At 74.2% G+C, this 17,236-nt stretch carries 17 protein-coding genes; 9 read left to right on the top strand and 8 right to left on the bottom strand.

Annotated elements, in window-relative coordinates; all coding sequences use genetic code 11:
* The first annotated feature begins 87 nt into the window (after nt 1–87).
* On the top strand, nt 88–1,737 hold the full coding sequence (locus tag ABEA04_RS00835) for a bifunctional phosphatase PAP2/diacylglycerol kinase family protein (RefSeq protein ID WP_345453372.1): 1,650 nt from the start codon (nt 88–90) through the stop codon (nt 1,735–1,737).
* A gap of 136 nt (nt 1,738–1,873) precedes the next feature.
* Here the strand turns inward: ABEA04_RS00835 and ABEA04_RS00830 are convergent, their stop codons facing one another.
* Nucleotides 1,874–2,089, bottom strand: a complete 216-nt coding sequence (locus ABEA04_RS00830) for a hypothetical protein (RefSeq protein ID WP_345453369.1) — start codon at nt 2,087–2,089, stop codon at nt 1,874–1,876.
* Here ABEA04_RS00830 and ABEA04_RS00825 point away from each other — a divergent pair.
* A complete protein-coding gene (locus tag ABEA04_RS00825) occupies nt 2,088–3,191 on the top strand; it encodes a CARDB domain-containing protein (RefSeq protein ID WP_345453366.1) in 1,104 nt (367 codons plus the stop codon). The two genes, ABEA04_RS00830 and ABEA04_RS00825, sit on opposite strands and share 2 nt — an antisense overlap.
* 3 nt (nt 3,192–3,194) lie before the next feature.
* Here the strand turns inward: ABEA04_RS00825 and ABEA04_RS00820 are convergent, their stop codons facing one another.
* Nucleotides 3,195–3,878 (bottom strand): potassium channel family protein, encoded by a 684-nt coding sequence (locus ABEA04_RS00820; protein ID WP_345453363.1) that lies wholly within the window; start codon nt 3,876–3,878, stop codon nt 3,195–3,197.
* Between the two features lie 113 nt (nt 3,879–3,991).
* Here ABEA04_RS00820 and ABEA04_RS00815 point away from each other — a divergent pair, with 113 nt between their 5' ends.
* The 3 genes from ABEA04_RS00815 (at nt 3,992) to ABEA04_RS00805 (ending at nt 7,410) form a co-directional block, all read left to right on the top strand.
* The gene (locus tag ABEA04_RS00815) at nt 3,992–5,455 is read left to right on the top strand and encodes a fatty acid desaturase (protein WP_345453360.1); all 1,464 of its coding nucleotides are present in this window, start codon (nt 3,992–3,994) and stop codon (nt 5,453–5,455) included.
* 43 nt (nt 5,456–5,498) lie between these two features.
* On the top strand, nt 5,499–6,068 hold the full coding sequence (locus ABEA04_RS00810; RefSeq protein ID WP_345453357.1) for a TetR/AcrR family transcriptional regulator: 570 nt from the start codon (nt 5,499–5,501) through the stop codon (nt 6,066–6,068).
* A gap of 70 nt (nt 6,069–6,138) precedes the next feature.
* A complete protein-coding gene (locus tag ABEA04_RS00805; protein ID WP_345453354.1) occupies nt 6,139–7,410 on the top strand; it encodes a M15 family metallopeptidase in 1,272 nt (423 codons plus the stop codon).
* A gap of 96 nt (nt 7,411–7,506) precedes the next feature.
* Here the strand turns inward: ABEA04_RS00805 and ABEA04_RS00800 are convergent, their stop codons facing one another.
* Nucleotides 7,507–7,872: a thiol-disulfide oxidoreductase DCC family protein gene (locus ABEA04_RS00800; protein ID WP_345453351.1), complete on the bottom strand. Its 366-nt coding sequence runs from the start codon at nt 7,870–7,872 to the stop codon at nt 7,507–7,509.
* Nucleotides 7,869–8,711: an alpha/beta hydrolase gene (locus ABEA04_RS00795; RefSeq protein WP_345453348.1), complete on the bottom strand. Its 843-nt coding sequence runs from the start codon at nt 8,709–8,711 to the stop codon at nt 7,869–7,871. Before ABEA04_RS00795 ends, ABEA04_RS00800 begins: the two co-directional genes overlap by 4 nt.
* Before the next feature lie 407 nt (nt 8,712–9,118).
* On the opposite strand from ABEA04_RS00795, the gene ABEA04_RS00790 reads away from it, so the two are divergent.
* A complete protein-coding gene (locus tag ABEA04_RS00790) occupies nt 9,119–10,093 on the top strand; it encodes an NADPH:quinone oxidoreductase family protein (protein ID WP_345453345.1) in 975 nt (324 codons plus the stop codon).
* A complete protein-coding gene (locus ABEA04_RS00785) occupies nt 10,086–10,868 on the top strand; it encodes a 2-phosphosulfolactate phosphatase (protein WP_345453342.1) in 783 nt (260 codons plus the stop codon). The genes ABEA04_RS00790 and ABEA04_RS00785 overlap by 8 nt, the downstream gene beginning before the upstream one ends.
* Here the strand turns inward: ABEA04_RS00785 and ABEA04_RS00780 are convergent.
* From ABEA04_RS00780 to ABEA04_RS00770, 3 genes are read right to left on the bottom strand one after another with little or no spacing between them, the layout of a single operon-like run.
* Nucleotides 10,865–11,686: an NAD(P)H-binding protein gene (locus ABEA04_RS00780; protein WP_345453339.1), complete on the bottom strand. Its 822-nt coding sequence runs from the start codon at nt 11,684–11,686 to the stop codon at nt 10,865–10,867. The two genes, ABEA04_RS00785 and ABEA04_RS00780, sit on opposite strands and share 4 nt — an antisense overlap.
* Before the next feature lie 2 nt (nt 11,687–11,688).
* Nucleotides 11,689–11,982, bottom strand: coding sequence for a putative quinol monooxygenase (locus tag ABEA04_RS00775; protein WP_345453336.1), 294 nt, complete (start codon nt 11,980–11,982; stop codon nt 11,689–11,691).
* A 41-nt stretch (nt 11,983–12,023) separates the two neighbouring features.
* The gene (locus tag ABEA04_RS00770) at nt 12,024–12,584 is read right to left on the bottom strand and encodes a hypothetical protein (RefSeq protein ID WP_345453333.1); all 561 of its coding nucleotides are present in this window, start codon (nt 12,582–12,584) and stop codon (nt 12,024–12,026) included.
* A gap of 153 nt (nt 12,585–12,737) precedes the next feature.
* Here ABEA04_RS00770 and ABEA04_RS00765 point away from each other — a divergent pair, with 153 nt between their 5' ends.
* Both ABEA04_RS00765 and ABEA04_RS00760 read left to right on the top strand, forming a co-directional pair.
* Nucleotides 12,738–14,720 carry a M13 family metallopeptidase gene (locus tag ABEA04_RS00765; protein ID WP_345453330.1) on the top strand — a complete coding sequence of 661 codons (1,983 nt, stop codon included), beginning with the start codon at nt 12,738–12,740 and terminating at the stop codon, nt 14,718–14,720.
* Nucleotides 14,721–14,734: 14 nt separating this feature from the next.
* Nucleotides 14,735–15,448 carry a response regulator gene (locus ABEA04_RS00760; protein ID WP_345453327.1) on the top strand — a complete coding sequence of 238 codons (714 nt, stop codon included), beginning with the start codon at nt 14,735–14,737 and terminating at the stop codon, nt 15,446–15,448.
* Here the strand turns inward: ABEA04_RS00760 and ABEA04_RS00755 are convergent.
* Entirely contained in the window at nt 15,430–17,181 is a 1,752-nt protein-coding gene (locus ABEA04_RS00755; protein WP_345453324.1) for an MFS transporter, read from the bottom strand. The genes ABEA04_RS00760 and ABEA04_RS00755 overlap by 19 nt on opposite strands.
* Between the last annotated feature and the right edge of the window lie 55 nt (nt 17,182–17,236).

The following is a 17,236-nucleotide window of genomic DNA, read 5'->3' as shown; positions in this document are numbered from 1 at the left end:
CCGCCGGTGCGGCTCGACCCGGTTGCGGCCGCCATACTGGCTCCGCTCCGGCGGCACGCGCCGCCCCCCACCCGCGAAGAGGACCCCGTGCTCGACCGACCGCGCACCGTGCCGCTGGCGTGGGCCGCCGGCTGCCTGGTGCTGCTGGCCCTCCTGGCGGTCGCCGTGGCCACCGACGCCGCGTGGCTGGTCTCGATCGACGACCGCGGCCGCTCGGCCGGGGCCTGGGCGGTCGACGACGCCGGCGTGCAGTCGGCGCTGCGGATCGTCGAGGACGCCTTCGGCACCATCGCGATGACCCTCTACGTGGTCGTGCTGTGCCTCGCGCTGTTCCTCAAGGGCCACGTGCGGGCGGCCGAGTACGCCGGCGGCGTGGCGATCGTGACGGCGGTGCTCACCACCGTGATGAAGGCCGCGATCGGCCGCGCCCGCCCCGACTGGCAGCACCCCGAGGACTTCCTCGACAACCAGGCCTTCCCCTCCGGCCACGCCTCCTCGATCGCGGCGTTCGGCACGGTCGTGATCGTGCTGGCGGTGATGCTGGTGCGCCGCGCGGTCGTGCGCCGGCTGATCGGCGTCGGGGCCGTGCTGCTGGTCGTGCTCGTCGGCCTCGACCGCATCCTGCTCGGCCGCCACTACCCCAGCGACGTCGCGGCCGGCGTCCTGCTCGGCGCGGGCATCGGCCTGCTGGCGCTGTCGGTCTTCAGCCCGCTGCCGCGCAGCCACGCCCTCAAGGTCGAGCCGCTGCCCGAGGCCGTGCCGTCGGCGAAGCGGCTCGCCGTCGTCCTCAACCCGATCAAGGTCGAGGACGTCGAGGCGTTCATGACGACGGTGACCTCCATGGCGCGCGCCGCCGGGTGGCGCGACCCCACCTGGCACCTGACCACCGTCGAGGACTCCGGCACCGGGCAGGCCGAGGCGGCGTCCGTGGCGGGCGCCGACCTGGTCATCGTGTGCGGAGGCGACGGCACCGTGCGCGAGGTGTGCGCCGAGCTGGCCGGCACCGGCATCCCGGTCGGCATCGTGCCCGCCGGCACCGGCAACCTGCTGGCCCGCAACCTCGACATCCCGCTCTACATCCGCGCCGCCATCGACATCGCCCTCACCGGCCAGGACCGCGCCATCGACATGGTCGCCGTGCGCGGCGACCGCGGCCCGACCGGTGGCGACGACCACGCCGAGGAGCAGCACGACGCCGACGGCGACGGCGTCCTCACCGAGGACGACGAGTTCTCCAGCCACTTCATGGTGATGGCCGGCATGGGCTTCGACGCCGCGATTATGGAGGGCGTCAACGAGGACATCAAGCGCCGCGTCGGCTGGCTCGCCTACGTGCTGTCGGCGCTGAAGTCGCTGATGTACCCCGCCACCCGCGTCGAGCTCTCCGTCGACGGCGGCCCCTGGACCCGCCACCGCGCCCGCACCATCGTGGTCGGCAACGTCGGCTACCTGCAGGCCGGCATGCCGCTGCTGCCCGACGCCGCCATCGACGACGGCGTCCTCGACGTCGTGCTGCTCTACCCGCGCCGGTTCCTGTCGTGGATCCCGCTCGCCGTGCGCGTGCTCGCCCGGCGTCGCCGCACCGACGAGACCGTCAACCGCATGACGGGCCGCACCGTCTCCATCCGCGCCGCCGCCGAGACCCCCCGCCAGCTCGACGGCGACTCCATCGGCCCCGGCCGCGAGCTGCACATGGAATGCATCCACGGCCGGTTGCTGGTGCGCGTGCCGCGCTGAGTCGGTGGGTCGGGCCGCCGGCGGCAGGAGTCACCGGTGATCCGGTGACTCCTGACGTTCTCAGCCGAAGCAACGGCCGAGAACATCAGGGGCCGGCCGAGAAGGCTGGACGTCGCGACCCGGCACGCCGCTGGGCTCAGGCCACCCGGTAGGTGCGCTGTCCGAAACCGTGCACCCGGCCGACGATGACCGCGCCGGCGTCCACGTCGACGTCGATGCCGCCGACCCGCGAGTCGAGCGACGGCACGACGACGTCCTCCGCCAGCCCGAGCCGCGGGGCGGACGACGGCACCAGACCCCCGCTGGCCGGTTGCAAGCGGACGGCAAGCGGCCCGGCGGAGGCTGCGGCCATGGCACAGAACCTGACCCGCACCCCGCGCCGCTCGCGAGCGACCCTCGCCCTGCTGGCCACCGTCGCGCTCGCACCCGGACTCGCGATGACCGCCACGCTCGGCTCGACCCCGGCCGCCGACGCCGCGCCCGCCCAGGCCCGCCCCAACCTCCGGGTCGCCTCGGTGGAGGCGCCGTCGTCGGTGGCGCAGGGTGGCACCCTCGTCACGACCGTCGTCGTCAGGAACACGGGCAAGGCCGCCGCGGGGACGTCGTCCGTGCGGGTCTCGCTGTCGACCGACAAGCGCGTCGGCACGGACCGGGCGCTGAGCCCGACCACGTCGATCCCCGGGCTGCGGGCCGGCGCCGCCGCGAGCGGTCGGGCGCGGGCCACGGTGCCGCTGAGCACGACCCCCGGCCGCTACCACGTCGTCGTCTGCGCCCACGCCACGAAGCGCGTCCGCGAGAGCGACGAGGGCGACAACTGCACGGTCGGCCCGCAGGTCACCGTCACCCGGCGCGGCGGCGGAGGCACCGGCGGCGCCGGCCTGGCCCGCGGCTCGCTCACGTGGACCTTTGCCGACGAGATCACCGGAGACGACTGGGCCGGCCACGAAGACGAGTCGGGCAGCCTCGAGCTGGTGCTGAAGCGCCAGCCCGGCTCCTCGACGGACTGGACCAACGCCCCCGGCTCGCGGTTCGAGTCCAGCGGCGTGCACGACCTGACGTGGTTCCGCCACCGACCCGACGGCTGCGGCGACACCACCACCCACCGCACGAGCACGGCGTCCGGTGCGATGCTCCCCGACCGGGCCTTCGCGGTCGTCGACAAGGCGTCCGGTGATCTCTTCGTCAGCGCGGGCATCTCACACCCGGGCACCGCGATCCGCCACGTGGAGGCGAGGTGCGTGCAGACCTACGACGAGACCTACGACCTGCTGGGCGTGACGCCGCCGTGCACCCGCGACGGGCTCACCCCGGTCTACCGCCTCGAGCCGGTGCGCCGCGGCTCGCGCACCTACGAGATCGACTGCAGCTACTCGTGGACGAGCGAGGGACCCGACGGCCAGCACCACGTGCGGACGTCGACGGTCGAGGGGCGCATCACGCTGCCGGCGGCCTGAGCCTCACTCGGCGACCTCCGCCGCCTCCGCCGCCTCGACCGCCTCGAGCTCGGCCTCGGCCTCCTCGGCGGTCAGGTAGGTGATCAGCCAGGCCGCGAGCAGTGCGGTGGCGATGCCCACGGCGGCCACGCCGACGACCATCAGGGCGACGCCGACGAAGCGGCCCGTGGTGGTCACGGGGTAGACGTCGCCGTACCCGACGGTCGTCACGGTGCTCACGGCCCACCACAGCGCGTCGCCGATGCCGGTGATGGTGGCGCCGGGGGCGTCCTGCTCGGCGTCGAGGACGGCGAGCGCGCCGAGGCCGACGGCCGAGACCAGCACGGCGCCGACGTAGATGCCGACCCGGCCGGTCAGGTTGGCGCGGGCCGAGCGGTCGAGCAGCCGGGCGAGCGCGACGAGGCGCAGCAGCCGCAGGGGCCGCAGCATCGGCAGCGCCACGAGCGCGACGTCGTACCAGTGGTGCACCACGTAGTGGCGCCGACGCCGGGCCAGCGCGACACGCACCACGAAGTCGAGCAGGAACGCCGCCCAGACCGACCACGACAGCACGGCGAGCCCGTCGACGAGCGAGCCGTCGAGCCGCGGGTCGAGCACCGGCCACGCGTAGGCGACCAGGAACGCCACGGCCAGCAGCAGCAGCGGGACCTCGACGCGGCGCTCCCAGCGCTCGACGCGGTCCTCCACCGCTCGAGCCTAGGGCCGTGGACGCCGTCCGCCAGGCTTTACACGCACGCGGGTCTTGTCAAGAACACTTGACATCTCCTAGCCTCCTGTCAACCACCGACCGAGGAGGCCGTGTGCCCGAGCAGACCGAGCAGACCACCCCGATCAGGAACAGCACCGTGCCCGAGGGCTCCACCGAGGCCTGGCACGACGGCAAGCGCCACCTGTGGCTGATCGGCCTCGTCGTGCCGTCGCTCGCCTTCGTCGGCGGCGGCCTGTGGGCCCTCACGGATTGGGGCGTGTGGCTGTGGATCGGGCCGATCGTCATCCTCGCCGTGGTGCCGGCCATCGACCTCGTCGCCGGCCTCGACCGCACCAACCCGCCCGACGACGCCATCGAGGCGCTCGAGAAGGACCGCTACTACCGCTGGATCACCTACGCGTTCCTGCCGATCCAGTACGCCGGCTTCGTCGCCGCGATGTGGGCCATCGCCGACGGCTCGCCGTTCGGGCCGGGCGAGCTCGGCCTGGTCGACAAGATCGGGCTGGCCGTCTCGATCGGCTGCATCGGCGGCATCGGCATCAACACCGCCCACGAGCTCGGCCACAAGCGCGAGGCCAACGAGCGGTGGCTCTCCAAGATCGCGCTGGCACAGAGCTTCTACGGCCACTTCTACATCGAGCACAACCGCGGCCACCACGTGCGCGTCGCGACGCCCGAGGACCCCGCCTCGGCGCGGCTCGGCGAGAGCTTCTACCGGTTCTGGCCGCGCACCGTCGTGGGGTCCCTGCGCAGCGCCTGGCGGCTGGAGAAGCGGCGCTACGCCCGCAGGAAGACCCACCCCTTCCGGCTGGGCAACGACGTGCTCAACGCCTGGCTGATGTCGGCGGTGCTGTGGGGCGCCCTGGTCGCCTGGCTCGGCGTCGGGGTCCTGCCGTTCCTGGTGGTCCAGGCCGTCGTCGGCCTCTCGCTGCTCGAGGTCGTCAACTTCATGGAGCACTACGGGATGCTGCGCCAGAAGGTCGGCGTGGGCGAGCGGCAGCGCTACGAGCGGGTCGACCCCTCCCACTCGTGGAACTCCAACAACATCGCCACCAACGTGCTGCTCTACCACCTGCAGCGCCACAGCGACCACCACGCCAACCCCACCCGGCGCTACCAGACCCTGCGCGACTTCGCGGAGTCACCGGTGCTGCCCACCGGCTACGCCGGCATGATCGTGCTGGCGCTCTGCCCGCCGCTGTTCCGCCGTGTGATGGACCAGCGCGTCGTCGACCACTTCGGCGGCGACGTCACGCTCGCCAACGTGCAGCCCGGCCGGCTCGAGCACTACCTGCGCCGCTACCCGCGGCCCACGGCGGCGTCGTCCGACCACGACGCCCGCACCGCCGAGGCTGCGGGGGCTCCGGTCGTCGACGAGGTGCTCGCCGCGCGCTGCCCCGGCTGCGGCTACACCTACGAGGTCGCCGCGGGCAACGAGCTCGAGGGCTTCGCCGCCGGGACGGCGTGGGCCGACGTCCCCGACGACTGGTGCTGTCCCGACTGCGGCGTGCGCGAGAAGGTCGACTTCGTCGCCGTCGACCCCCACCGCGTCTGAGGGCGTCCGGGCCGGTGTGACCTCGGCCGGTAGCGTCCTGGAGGTGACCTCGACCGCCTCCACCCGCGAGCGGATCGTGGCCAGCGGCGCCCGGCTCACCGTCGACCTCGGCTGGGCGCACGTGACGATGGCCAAGGTGGCCGACGACGTCGGCGTCAGCCGGCAGACGGTCTACAACGAGGTCGGCACGAAGCCGGGGCTGGCCGAGGCGATGATCCTGCGCGAGCTCGACCGCTTCCTCGACGTCGTCACCGGCGCCTTCGACCGGCACCCCGACGACCTCGTCGCCGCCATCCGGTCCGCCGCGGAGGGCGTGCTCCAGCACGCGCGCGGCAACTCGCTGCTGCACGCGGTGGTCTCGGCGACCCACGGCGCCGACACCGAGCTGCTGCCGCTGCTGACCACGCACTCGACCGGGCTGCTGTCGGTCGCCAAGAGCGTCATCAGCGACCGGCTCGGGCCCTACGAGGTGACCCTCGGCCCGGCCCAGCTCGACGCCGCCATCGACATGGTGGTGCGGCTGGTGCTCAGCCACGTGATGCAGCCCAGCGGCGAGCCGGCCGCCACGGCGGTCGACATCGCCTGGGTCGCGGAACGCGTGCTGCGTCCCTGACGTCGAACCGATCGACCCCGCCGCTGGGTGCGGGGATCTACCCTCGACGCAGACGGGACCGGGAGGGACGATGCGAGTGCGGCGCGCCACGAGCGCGGCGGCGGTGACCGCCGTCCTGCTCGCTACCGCCTGCGGCGTGCAGGCCGGCTCCGACGACACCGGGGACGCCGGCGACACGAGTCCCGCCGGCGCCGACCGCTCCTCCGGGGCCGCCTCGTCCTCGCCCGACGGGTCCGGCACGCCCGCCACCCCGGGCCCGACCGAGGGGACGACGTCCGGCCAGGTCGTGCCGGCCGACTTCGCCGTCCCGGCGCCCGGGCCGCGCACCGAGCCCGTCGGCCTCGCCGACATCATGATCACCAGCGACGAGACGCTGAGCGACGACTTCGTGCAGCAGATCCGCGGCCTCGACGGCGTGCAGGCGGTCGCCACGATCTCGCTGGCCAACGTGGCGATGGAGAACAAGGTCTACAACGTCGCGGCCGTCGACGCGGCGTCCTACCGGCTGTTCACCGAGGCCCGCAGCGCCGACTTCCAGGAGCAGTGGGACCGCGTGGCCGGCGGCGAGGCCGCCGTCGACGAGGACCTCGCCAAGAAGATCCCCCTCGACGCCGACGGCAACGTTCGCCTCGGCGACGGACCGGCGTCCCTCGTGCACGTGGGCGCCTGGGCGCCGCAGGTCGAGCGCATCGACGTCGTGGTCAACGACAAGCGGGGCGAGGCGCTCGGCTTCGTGCCCGACAACGCCCTGCTCGTCTACACCGGCCAGGCCTCGCCCGAGTCGCTGCGCAAGCCGATCGACCGGCTCGTGGCCGGCACGCTGTCGATCCAGAACCTCGACGCCGTCGCCCGCTACGGCCTCGACGTGGACGCCGTGCAGTCGGTGCGGCCGATCGGCTCGTTCGCCGACGCCGTCGGCGTCTTCAACTACACCGACATCGGTGGGGGGCGCATCGCGCCCGACCCGGCGTGGGTGAGCAGCCACATCGTCACCGAGACCGTCCCGATCCTCGGCTCGGTCACCTGCAACAAGTACCTGATGCCGCAGCTGCGCGCCGCGCTCACCGAGGTCGTCTCGCTCGGGCTGGCCGACGAGATCAACCCCGGTGAGTACGCCGGCTGCTACTACCCGCGCTACATCGCGGGCAGCACGACGCTGTCGAACCACTCCTTCGGCCTGGCCCTCGACCTCAACGTGCCGGGCAACCAGCGCGGCACCGTCGGCGAGATGGACCGCGGCGTCGTGGCGATCTTCAAGCGCTGGGGCTTCGCCTGGGGCGGCGACTGGAACTACACCGACCCCATGCACTTCGAGCTCGACCGCATCGTCGCGCCGGGCTGAGCCCGCACCCTCGACGCGAACGGCCCCACGGACCCTGAGCCTGTCGAAGGGAATCCCACGCGAGCCTCCCCTCGACGGGCCGGTGGTCGACCGGTCTCAGCGCTGGCACATCGGCGTGCTGCCGGGCAGCCGGTGCCGGTTGTCGGCCACCAGCCGGTAGGCGACGTCGGCCAGCGGCCGCAGCGGCCGCGCGTAGAGCACGTGCCCGACCAGCCGCCACCCGCCGCGGCAGGTCTTGAGCGCCTCGGCGGCGGCCTCGGCCCCGCGACCGGCGACGCGGCCGTCGGCGTCGAGCCACCAGGCGGCCGAGGCGACGTCGTCCTCGGTGAGCCCGACGGCGTCGAGGTCGAGGGTCTGCGACGGCTGGATGGTGGCGCGGCCCCGGGCGGCGAGCCACTCGGCACTGCGGGTGCAGAAGCCGCAGTCGCCGTCGTAGACCAGGGTTCCGGTGCGGGTGGTCACGCCACCAGTCTCGCTCGCACCTGGTCGGCCACCATCGCCATCGTGGTGCTGGCCCGGGCCGGGTCCTCGGTCAGGAAGTAGTGGTCGGCGCCCGGCGTGACGTCGTGGACGACGTCCACCCCGGCCGCGCGCAGCCGCGCGGCGTAGCGGTCGCCGTCGGGACGCAGCGTGTCGCGCTCGGCGGTGAGCACGACCGCGGGCGGCAGCCCGGTCAGGTCGGGGGCGAGCAGCGGCGAGGCGTAGGGCTCGGCGCGGGTGGCGGGGTCGGGGAAGTAGACGCGGCGCACGAGGGCGCGCAGACCCGGCGAGATCATCCCGGCGCCGGCCGGCACGTCGGAGGCGAGGTCGAGGGCGGGGACGCCGAGCACCTGCAGCCGCGGCACGAACGAGCCGAGGTCGCGCGCCTGCAGGCAGACGGCGGCCGCCATCCCGCCGCCGCTGCTGAACCCGCCGACCGCGACCGGGGTGCCGCCGTCCTCGGCCGCGACGGCCGCGGCGACGTCGTGCGCCTGGTGCTGGGCCACCGGGTAGGTGACGTAGGGGCCGGTGCGGAAGTCGACGTTGACCACCCGCACGCCGGCGGTCGCCGCGACGTAGCGGCACCACCAGTCGTCCATCCCCGGGTGCCGCATCAGCCACGCCCCGCCGTGCAGGTGCACCAACGCCGGCCCGCCCTCGCCGTACTCGTACGACGTGACGCGCCTGTGCCGGGTGCGGTCGGTGCGCCGGCGCGGGCGCGGCAGGTCGCGCCCCGCGAACCGCAGGTCGTCGCCGTAGCGCACCGTGAACCGCGCCGTCGCGTGCATCACCGTCGCGGTCAGCCGGTCGGAGAGGCGCACGCCGGTGGTTCGGAGCCGACCCGCGGTCGGGCTGGCCACCGGAGGACGGCGGTCTCGAGGCTCGTCGCCAGGGCTCCTCGCACCTCGACCATCGTCGGGTCCATCGCGAACCCGCCCCACGGACCCTGAGCCTGTCGAAGGGCACCCCGCACGAACGTTCGCGTCGACGGCCGGTGGTTTCGACGACGCTCGTTCCTCGCTGCTCGACCACCGGCGGGTCAGACCCTTCGACAAGCTCAGGGCCCGTGTGGGGAGCCGGCACGCGAGAGCCGTCCCGGTGGTCGAGCAGGCCGAGCGTCTGTGCGAGGCCGTCGTCGAGACCCCGGAACGTTAACGCCGACCCGACCCCAGGAGACCCCGAGCCTGTCGACCGTCCACGTCCACGTCCGGCTCAGTAGCCTCACCGCATGCGAGCCGTGCAGGTCGTCACCACCACCGGTCCCGCCGACGTCGTCGTGAACGACGTCCCCGAGCCGGAGGCGGGGCCCGACGAGGTGCTGGTCGAGGTGCACCGGGTGGGGGTGAGCTTCCCCGACCTGCTGCTCAGCCGGGGCGAGTACCAGCTGCGGCCCGAGCCGCCCTTCAGCCTCGGGGTCGACGTCGCCGGCACGGTGCTCTCCGCGCCCGACGGGTCGGGGCTCGCCGTCGGGCAGCGGGTGGCGGGTGTGGCCGGGCACGGCAACGCCCAGGAGCGGGTCGCGCTGCCCGTCGGCTCGGTCTTCGCCCTGCCCGACGAGGTCACCTTCGACCAGGGCGCGGCGCTGCCGATGAACTACCTCACCGCCGAGTTCGCGCTGCACCAGCGCGCCGGCCTGCAGCCCGGCGAGACCGTGCTCGTGCACGGCGCGGCCGGCGGCCTCGGCACCGCCACCGTGCAGGTCGCCGTCGGCATGGGCGCGCGGGTCGTCGCCGTGGTCGGCAGCGAGGCCAAGCGCGAGACCGCCACGGCGGCGGGCGCGCACGACGTCGTCCTGCGCGACGGGTTCAAGGACGCCGTCCGCGAGCTCACCGGCGGCCGCGGCGTCGACGTGGTCGCCGACATCGTCGGCGGCGACGCGTTCACCGACTCGCTGCGCAGCCTCGCCCCGCTCGGGCGGCTGCTGGTGCTCGGCTTCGCGGCCGGCGGCGAGATCCCGCAGGTCAAGGTCAACCGGCTGCTGCTGAACAACGTCGACGTGCGCGGCGTCGGGTGGGGCGCCTACACCTTCGTCGCGCCCGGCTACATGCAGGAGCAGTGGCAGCGGCTGCTGCCGATGGTCGCGGCCGGCGCGGTCAGGCCACCGGTCGGTCGGGTCTACGAGCTCGACGCGTTCGGGCAGGCGCTCACCGACCTCGCCGAGCGCCGGGCGCAGGGCAAGTCGGTCGTCCGCGTCCGTGACTGAGACCGTCGCGGCCCACCGCCAGGCCGGTCACCGGGTGCGGCTCGAGTGGGGGCCGACCGGCGCGGCGGCCGTCGCCGCCGGGGCCGACATCGCCGTCGTGGTCGACGTCCTGTCGTTCACCACGACGCTCACCGTCGCCGTCGAGCGCGGCATCACGGTCTACCCCTTCCGCTGGAAGGACGAGCGGGCGGCGGCCCACGCCGCCGAGCGGGACGCCGTCCTGGCCGTCGGCCGGTTCGAGGCGCGGCAGGGGCAGGCCGGGGTCAGCCTGTCCCCCTCGTCCCTGACGACCGTCGAGGGCGTCGAACGCCTGGTGCTCCCCTCCCCCAACGGCTCGACCATCGCGTTCGCGCTCGCCGACTCGGGCGCGACCGTCGTCGGGGCGAGCCTGCGCAACGCCGGGGCGGTCGCCGCCTGGCTCGCGCCGCACGTGGCCGCCGGCGCGACGCTGGCCGTCGTCCCCGCCGGCGAGCGATGGCCCGACGGCAGCCTGCGCCCGGCGGTCGAGGACCTCTGGGGTGCCGGCGCCGTCCTCGCCGCGATGCAGGCCGTGCTCGCGACGGGTCGACCGGTCGACCTCTCCCCCGAAGCGCGCATGGCCGCGCGGGCCTACGCCGACGTCGCGGGCACGGTGACCGAGGCGCTGCTCGCCTGCGCCAGCGGGCGCGAGCTGGTCGACGTCGGGTTCGCGGACGACGTCCGCACGGCCGCCGAGCACGACGCGTCGACGGTGGTGCCGGTGCTCGACGGCGAGGCGTTCGTGGCCGGCGCCTAGCCGAACGCGTCGGCCAGGAACTCCTCGAGGCGACGCGGCTCGCGTCCGGTCACGTCGCGCACCCCGGTCTCGACGACCGCGAAGTGGTCGGCCGCCACGAGCTCGTACGTCGCGACGGCCAGGTCGCGCTCGAAGCCGGTGTAGCCCGCGGCCGCCTCCTCGGGCGCGAGGTCGCGGTGGACGACGGGGTGCCCGAGCGCCTCGGACAGCGCAGCCGCCGTCTCGGGCAACGTCAGGGCCTCCGGCCCGGTGAGGGGGTAGGCGCGGCCGTCGTGACCGTCGTCCACCAGTGCGCGGGCCGCCACCGCGGCGATGTCGCGGGCGTCGATCCACGACAGCCGGCCGCCGCCCGCGGGGTAGGGCAGCGTGCCCGCGGCGACGTCGTCGCGGTAGAAGCGCGGGTCGGTCAGCACCTGCATGAACCACCCCGGCCGCAGCAGCGTCCACGGGCGGCCGGACGTCGTGACGGCGGCCTCGGTGCGCGCCGACCACCCGTCGGGACCGTCGGCGAGCACGTTGAGGTCCGACAGCAGCACCACGCGGGTGCCGGGCGCGGTCGCGGCCGCGAGGCGGCCGACCAGGTCGGGAGCGTCGGGGCGGTCGGGCCGCACGACGAAGACCGCGTCGACGCCGTCCAGCGCGACGGGCCAGCCGCCCGGGTCGTCCCACGAGAACGCGACCGGCTCGACGCCGTCGGCGTCGACCGTCGCGGGGTCGCTGCTGCCGCCGCGCACCGCGACGCCCTCGGCGAGAAGGATCTCGGCCAGCGGCGCCCCCGTCTTCGCCCGGACCCCCGTGACCAGGACGCGGGCGGGCACCGTCAGCCCCCGACCGGCGCGAGCGGGTGGATGACGATGTCGCCGGCCAGCAGCGGACCGGCGATCTCGAGCGCCGACGCCACGTGCGGGGTCGCCATGTGGGCGTCGAGGTCCTCCTGCGAGCGCCACTCCTCGATCGTGACGAAGACGCCCGGCACGGCCTGGGACGAGAAGACTTCGTAGCTCAGGCACCCCTCCTCCGAGCGCGAGCCCTCGGCGAGCGCGGCGAGCGCCGGGGCGGCCGCGGCGGCCTGGGCGGGGTCGATCGGGATGGTGGCGACGACGTGGAGGCTCATGCCCCGACGCTACGAGGTCGTCCCAGGGGCCGCGTCCCGGCTCACGGGACGACGACGTGGAACCCGCTGTCGGCCTCCCCCAGGATCGAGCCGTTCTCGAAGAAGAAGCGGGTGAACGACCGGACCACCACGTCGGCCCCCGGGCCGCAGTCGGCGGCCGGGTCGCCGATCTCGACGAACGACTGCGTGCCGTTCGAGGCCGGCGCGGTCCGGTCGTCGGTGAGGTCGGGCGTGGCGACGGCCACCGCCGGTCGGCGCACGCCCGGCGCCGAGATGCAGTAGACGCCGGCCGACCGGCGGTCGACGGCGAGCCCGCGCGACGCGGCCACGACGGCGCCGTCCGAGGCCACCCGCGCCCAGGCCCGCGCCGTCCCGGGTCGCCCCTGCGGACCGCGTCGGCCTCGCAGCGAGGCGGTGGCCCGGCGCGAGAGGTCGACCGTCCCCAGCGAGCGGTCGCGGACGTCGGCCCCGGTCACCGTCCCGTTCCTGATCTGGGCGCCGGTCACCATCGACCCGGCCACCGCGCCGCCCGCCCCGGCGACGAGGACGGTGCCGAGCAGGACGACGGCGGCCACGGCGGGGCGCCAGCGCGGGGAGGTCACGCCACCACCGTGACGCGCCCGGGCGGTCCCGTCCCTGACCCGATCGGGCCATCCCCGGCCCATCCCCGGACCGTCACCGGGCCATCACCGGGCCGTCACCGGGCCGTCACCGGGGTGGCGGCGCCGGTGGGCGAGGTGGCTAGGGTCGGGAGCGTGAGCATCCTGGACGACGCCCGCGAGGGCATGGACCTCGACATCCGCCCGCAGGACGACCTGTTCGGGCACGTCAACGGCCGGTGGCTCGAGACCACCGACATCCCCTCCGACCGCTCCAGCTGGGGCCCGTTCGTGCAGCTGGCCGACGCCGCCGAGCAGCACGTGCGCGAGATCATCGAGGACCTCGCCGCCCGCGAGGGCGACGCCGGCTCGGCGGAGGCCACCAAGATCGGTGACCTGTTCGCCTCCTTCATGGACGAGCAGACGATCGCCGCGCGGGGCACCGAGCCGCTGCGCCCGCTGGTGGACGCCGTCGCCGGGCTGCGCGACGTCCGCGATCTCGCCGCGTTCCTCGGCGAGTTCGAGCGCATCGGCGGCCACGGCATCTTCGGCTCCTACGTCGACACCGACGACAAGCAGGCCGACCGCTACATCGTGAACCTCTACCAGGGCGGGCTCGGGCTGCCCGACGAGTCCTACTACCGCGACGAGAAGTTCGCCGAGCAGCGCGCCGCCTACGTCGACTACCTGACCCGGCTGCTGGCCCTCGGCCGGCACGAGGACGCTCCGGCGGCTGCCGAGACCATCCTGCGCATCGACACCCGCCTGGCCGAGGGCCACTGGGAGCGCGCCGAGACGCGCGACGTGCAGAAGACCTACAACCTCATGACCTACGCCGAGCTCCGCGAGCTGTGCCCGGCCTTCGACTGGGACGCCTACGTCACCAACCTCGGCGGCACCGAGGCCACGATGGCCGAGGTCGTCGTCCGGCAGCCGTCGTACTTCGAGCACCTCTCGACCGTGCTCGGCGAGGTGCCGCTGGAGGACTGGAAGGCCTGGCTGCTCAGCCACGTGCTGCGCGCCACCGCGCCCTACCTGACCGACGAGTTCGTGCAGACCAACTTCGACTTCTACGGCCGCACCCTCAACGGCACGCCCGAGCTGCGCGCCCGCTGGAAGCGCGCGGTCAGCTTCGTCGAGGGCGCCATGGGCGAGGCCGTCGGCCGGGAGTACGTCGCCCGCCACTTCCCGCCCCGCTCGAAGGCGATGATGGACGAGCTGGTCGACAACCTGCTCGCCGCCTACCGGGTCTCCATCGGCCAGCTCGACTGGATGACCGAGGAGACCAAGCAGCGGGCCTACGAGAAGCTCGAGACCTTCCGGCCCAAGATCGGCTACCCCGAGCGGTTCCGCGACTACTCCGGCCTCCCGGTCAGCCGCGACGACCTGGTCGGCAACGCCCACGCGGCGGCGTCGTTCGAGACCGCCCGCCAGCTGGCCAAGATCGGCTCGCCGGTCGACCGCGACGAGTGGTTCATGCTGCCGCAGACCGTCAACGCCTACTACAACCCGGGCACCAACGAGATCTGCTTCCCGGCCGGCATCCTGCAGAAGCCGTTCTTCGACGCCGACGCCGACCCCGCCGAGAACTACGGCGGCATCGGGGCCGTCATCGGCCACGAGATCGGCCACGGCTTCGACGACCAGGGCGCCCAGTACGACGGCGCCGGCAACCTCAACGACTGGTGGACGCCGGCCGACAAGGCCGCCTTCGAGGTCAAGTCCAAGGCGCTCATCGAGCAGTACGACGGCTTCGAGCCGCGCACGCTGCCCGGCGAGCGGGTCAACGGCGCGCTGACGGTGGGCGAGAACATCGGCGACCTCGGCGGCCTGACGATCGCCCACACCGCCTACGTCATCAGCCGCACCGGCCAGACCGACCAGACCGGTCGCGAGGGCGACGCCGTCGCCGCGGTGAGCCCGGAGGAGCGCGCCGCACTGTTCATGAACTGGGCCTACTGCTGGCGCACCAAGCGGCGTCGCGAGCAGGAGCAGCAGCTGCTGACCGTCGACCCGCACAGCCCGGCCGAGTTCCGCGCCAACATCGTGCGCAACCTCGACGAGTTCCACGAGGTCTTCGGCACCCGCGAGGGCGACGGGCTGTGGCTCGACCCGTCCGAGCGGGTGCGCATCTGGTAGCGCCCGAGCCGGCCGTGGCGCGCGACGACGCTCCCGACGCCACGCCCGGCACCGGCCGGGTGCTGGTGGTCGAGGACGACCCGGCGCTGCGGCGTGCGCTGGCGATCAACCTGCGCGCCCACGGGTGGGACGTCGTCACCGCGGCCGACGGCCGCGCCGCCCTCGACGCGGCCGCCACCGAGCACCCCGACGTCGTCGTCCTCGACCTCGGCCTGCCCGACCTCGACGGCACCGAGGTCATCGAGGGCCTGCGCGGGTGGACGACGGTGCCCGTCGTCGTCCTCTCGGCCCGGGCCGACGGCGCCGACAAGGTCGGGGCGCTCGACCTCGGCGCCGACGACTACGTCACCAAGCCGTTCGCGATGGACGAGCTGATGGCCCGGCTGCGCGCGGCCGTGCGCCGGGCGGCCGGACCGGCGCCCGCCGAGGCGGTCGTCGAGGTGGGCGAGCTGCGCATCGACCTGGCCCGCAAGCGGGTCAGCCGGGGCGGGGACGACGTGCGCCTGACCCCCACCGAGTGGGCCTTCCTCGAGCTGCTGGCCCGCCACCTCGGCCGGCTGGTGCCGCGCGAGCAGGTGCTGCGCGAGGTGTGGGGCCCGGCCTACGAGCGCGAGTCGCACTACCTGCGGGTCTACGCCGCCCAGCTGCGGCGCAAGCTCGAGGCCGACCCGTCGCGGCCGCGGCACCTGCTGACCACACCGGGCCTGGGCTACACGCTCGAGCCCTGACCCTGCTCGCGCTGCTCCGGCTGGTCGTCCTGTGCCCGGTCGGCGTGCTGGCCGGCCGCGTGCGCCCCGCCACGAAGGCTCGGCTCGTGCGCGTCGGGGTCGCGGTGGCGCGGGGCGGCGTCCTCGTGCTGCTCGTGCTGCTCGGTCTGCTCGGCCGCGGCCGGCTGGCCGTCGCTCCCGGCGGGCGGGCCGCCGCGCACCACGAAGTCCTTCTGGCGGATCAGCACGAGGGTGAAGACGGCCGAGACCAGCGCGATGACCGCCGCGATCAGGATGATGTGGTTGAGCGAGTCGACGAAGGCGGTGGTGGCCGCCTCGCTGATCTGCGCCCGGGCCTCGGGCGGCGCCTGCTCGACGACGGCCTGCACCTGGCCGCCGGTGATGGCCGCGGCGATCTGGTCGGCCTGGGCCGCGGCGGGGGTGCCGGCGAGCCGGTCGGTGACCTCGCGGCCGACCTGGTGGGCGAAGATCGAGCCGAGGGCGGCGATGCCGGTGGCGATGCCGACCTGCCGGAAGGTCGAGTTGACCCCCGAGGCCATGCCGGAGCGGCGGACGTCGACCACCCCGACCGCCGTCGAGGCCAGCGGCGGGTTGACCATGCCGATGCCGAACCCGGCGACCGTGAGCCCGGCGATGAGGTGGCGCCACTGCTCGGGCTCGGCCGAGCGGTCGACGCCGAGCAGGAGCAGCAGGCCGAGGCCGGTGACCAGGAAGCCCGGCGCGATGAGCCACTTGGTGGGCACCTTCTCGGTGAGCCGACCGGCGACGACCGCGGTGAGGAACGAGGCCGCGGAGAGGAACAGGAACCGCAGGCCCGTCTCGACCGCGGAGTAGCCGAGCACGTTCTGCACGTAGATGACCAGGTAGGTCAGCAGCGAGAAGATCGACGCCGAGATGCCGAAGGCCGCGATCAGCCCGCCCACGAAGGTCGGCTTGCGCAGCAGCGTCAGGTCGAACATCGGGTGGCTCGAGCGCAGCTGCACCACCACGAAGACGGCCAGCAGCGCCGCGGACGCGACCAGGCAGATCGCGACCCCGCGGTCGCCCCAGCCGTCGGAGCCGGCGCGGATGAGGCCGTAGACGAGCAGGCCCAGCGCCAGGCTGAAGGTGACGAAGCCGGCCCAGTCGGGCCGTCCGGCGCGCGGGTCGTGCGACTCGCGCACCTTGAGCACGGTGACGCTCAGCGCGATGACGCAGATGGGGATGTTGACGAAGAAGATCCACCGCCAGCTCAGGCCGCTGGTCAGGACGCCGCCCAGCACCGGCCCGATCGCCACCGCGACGCCGGTGGTGGCGCCGAACGCGCCGAAGGCGACGCCGCGGTCGCGGCCGCTGAAGGCCGAGGCCAGCAGCGCGAGGGCGGTGGCGAACATGGCGGCGCCGCCGATGCCCTGGAAGGCCCGCGAGACCGTCAGCACGAGGATGTCGTTCGCCAGGCCGCAGGCGACCGAGCCGACGGTGAACAGCACCGTGCCGATCGCGAAGACCCGCTTGCGCCCGTAGAGGTCGGCCAGCGACCCGGCGGTCAGCAGCAGCGAGGCCAGGCTGAGCGCGTAGGCGTCGATGACCCACTGCAGGTCCGACAGCGACGCCGACAGCTCGCGCTGGATGTCGGGCAGCGCGACGTTCACGATCGTGATGTCGAGCAGCAGCATGAACACGCCGGTGCAGACGGCGGTGAGGGTCCACCACTTCGGGTCGCGGCCGGCGTCCGCGCTGCTCTGCTGGGTCACGGGTCCCATGATGCGCGCCGCCACCGACAGCGGCTCACCCGCGGGGCCCGTGGTG

Source organism: Nocardioides marinquilinus (assembly GCF_039543705.1).
In the GTDB taxonomy this organism is placed as follows: domain Bacteria; phylum Actinomycetota; class Actinomycetes; order Propionibacteriales; family Nocardioidaceae; genus Nocardioides; species Nocardioides marinquilinus.
Note: the sequence above shows the minus strand (reverse complement) of the source record. Positions and strands in the feature narration are given on the sequence as shown.

What these genes read in the sequence shown, in the direction of transcription:
- ABEA04_RS00825 (WP_345453366.1), top strand. Translation starts at nt 2,088, where the DNA reads ATGGCACAGAACCTGACCCGCACCCCGCGCCGCTCGCGAGCGACCCTC.
- ABEA04_RS00830 (WP_345453369.1), bottom strand. Translation starts at nt 2,089, where the DNA reads ATGGCCGCAGCCTCCGCCGGGCCGCTTGCCGTCCGCTTGCAACCGGCC.
- ABEA04_RS00805 (WP_345453354.1), top strand. Translation starts at nt 6,139, where the DNA reads ATGCGAGTGCGGCGCGCCACGAGCGCGGCGGCGGTGACCGCCGTCCTG.
- ABEA04_RS00790 (WP_345453345.1), top strand. Translation starts at nt 9,119, where the DNA reads ATGCGAGCCGTGCAGGTCGTCACCACCACCGGTCCCGCCGACGTCGTC.
- ABEA04_RS00775 (WP_345453336.1), bottom strand. Translation starts at nt 11,982, where the DNA reads ATGAGCCTCCACGTCGTCGCCACCATCCCGATCGACCCCGCCCAGGCC.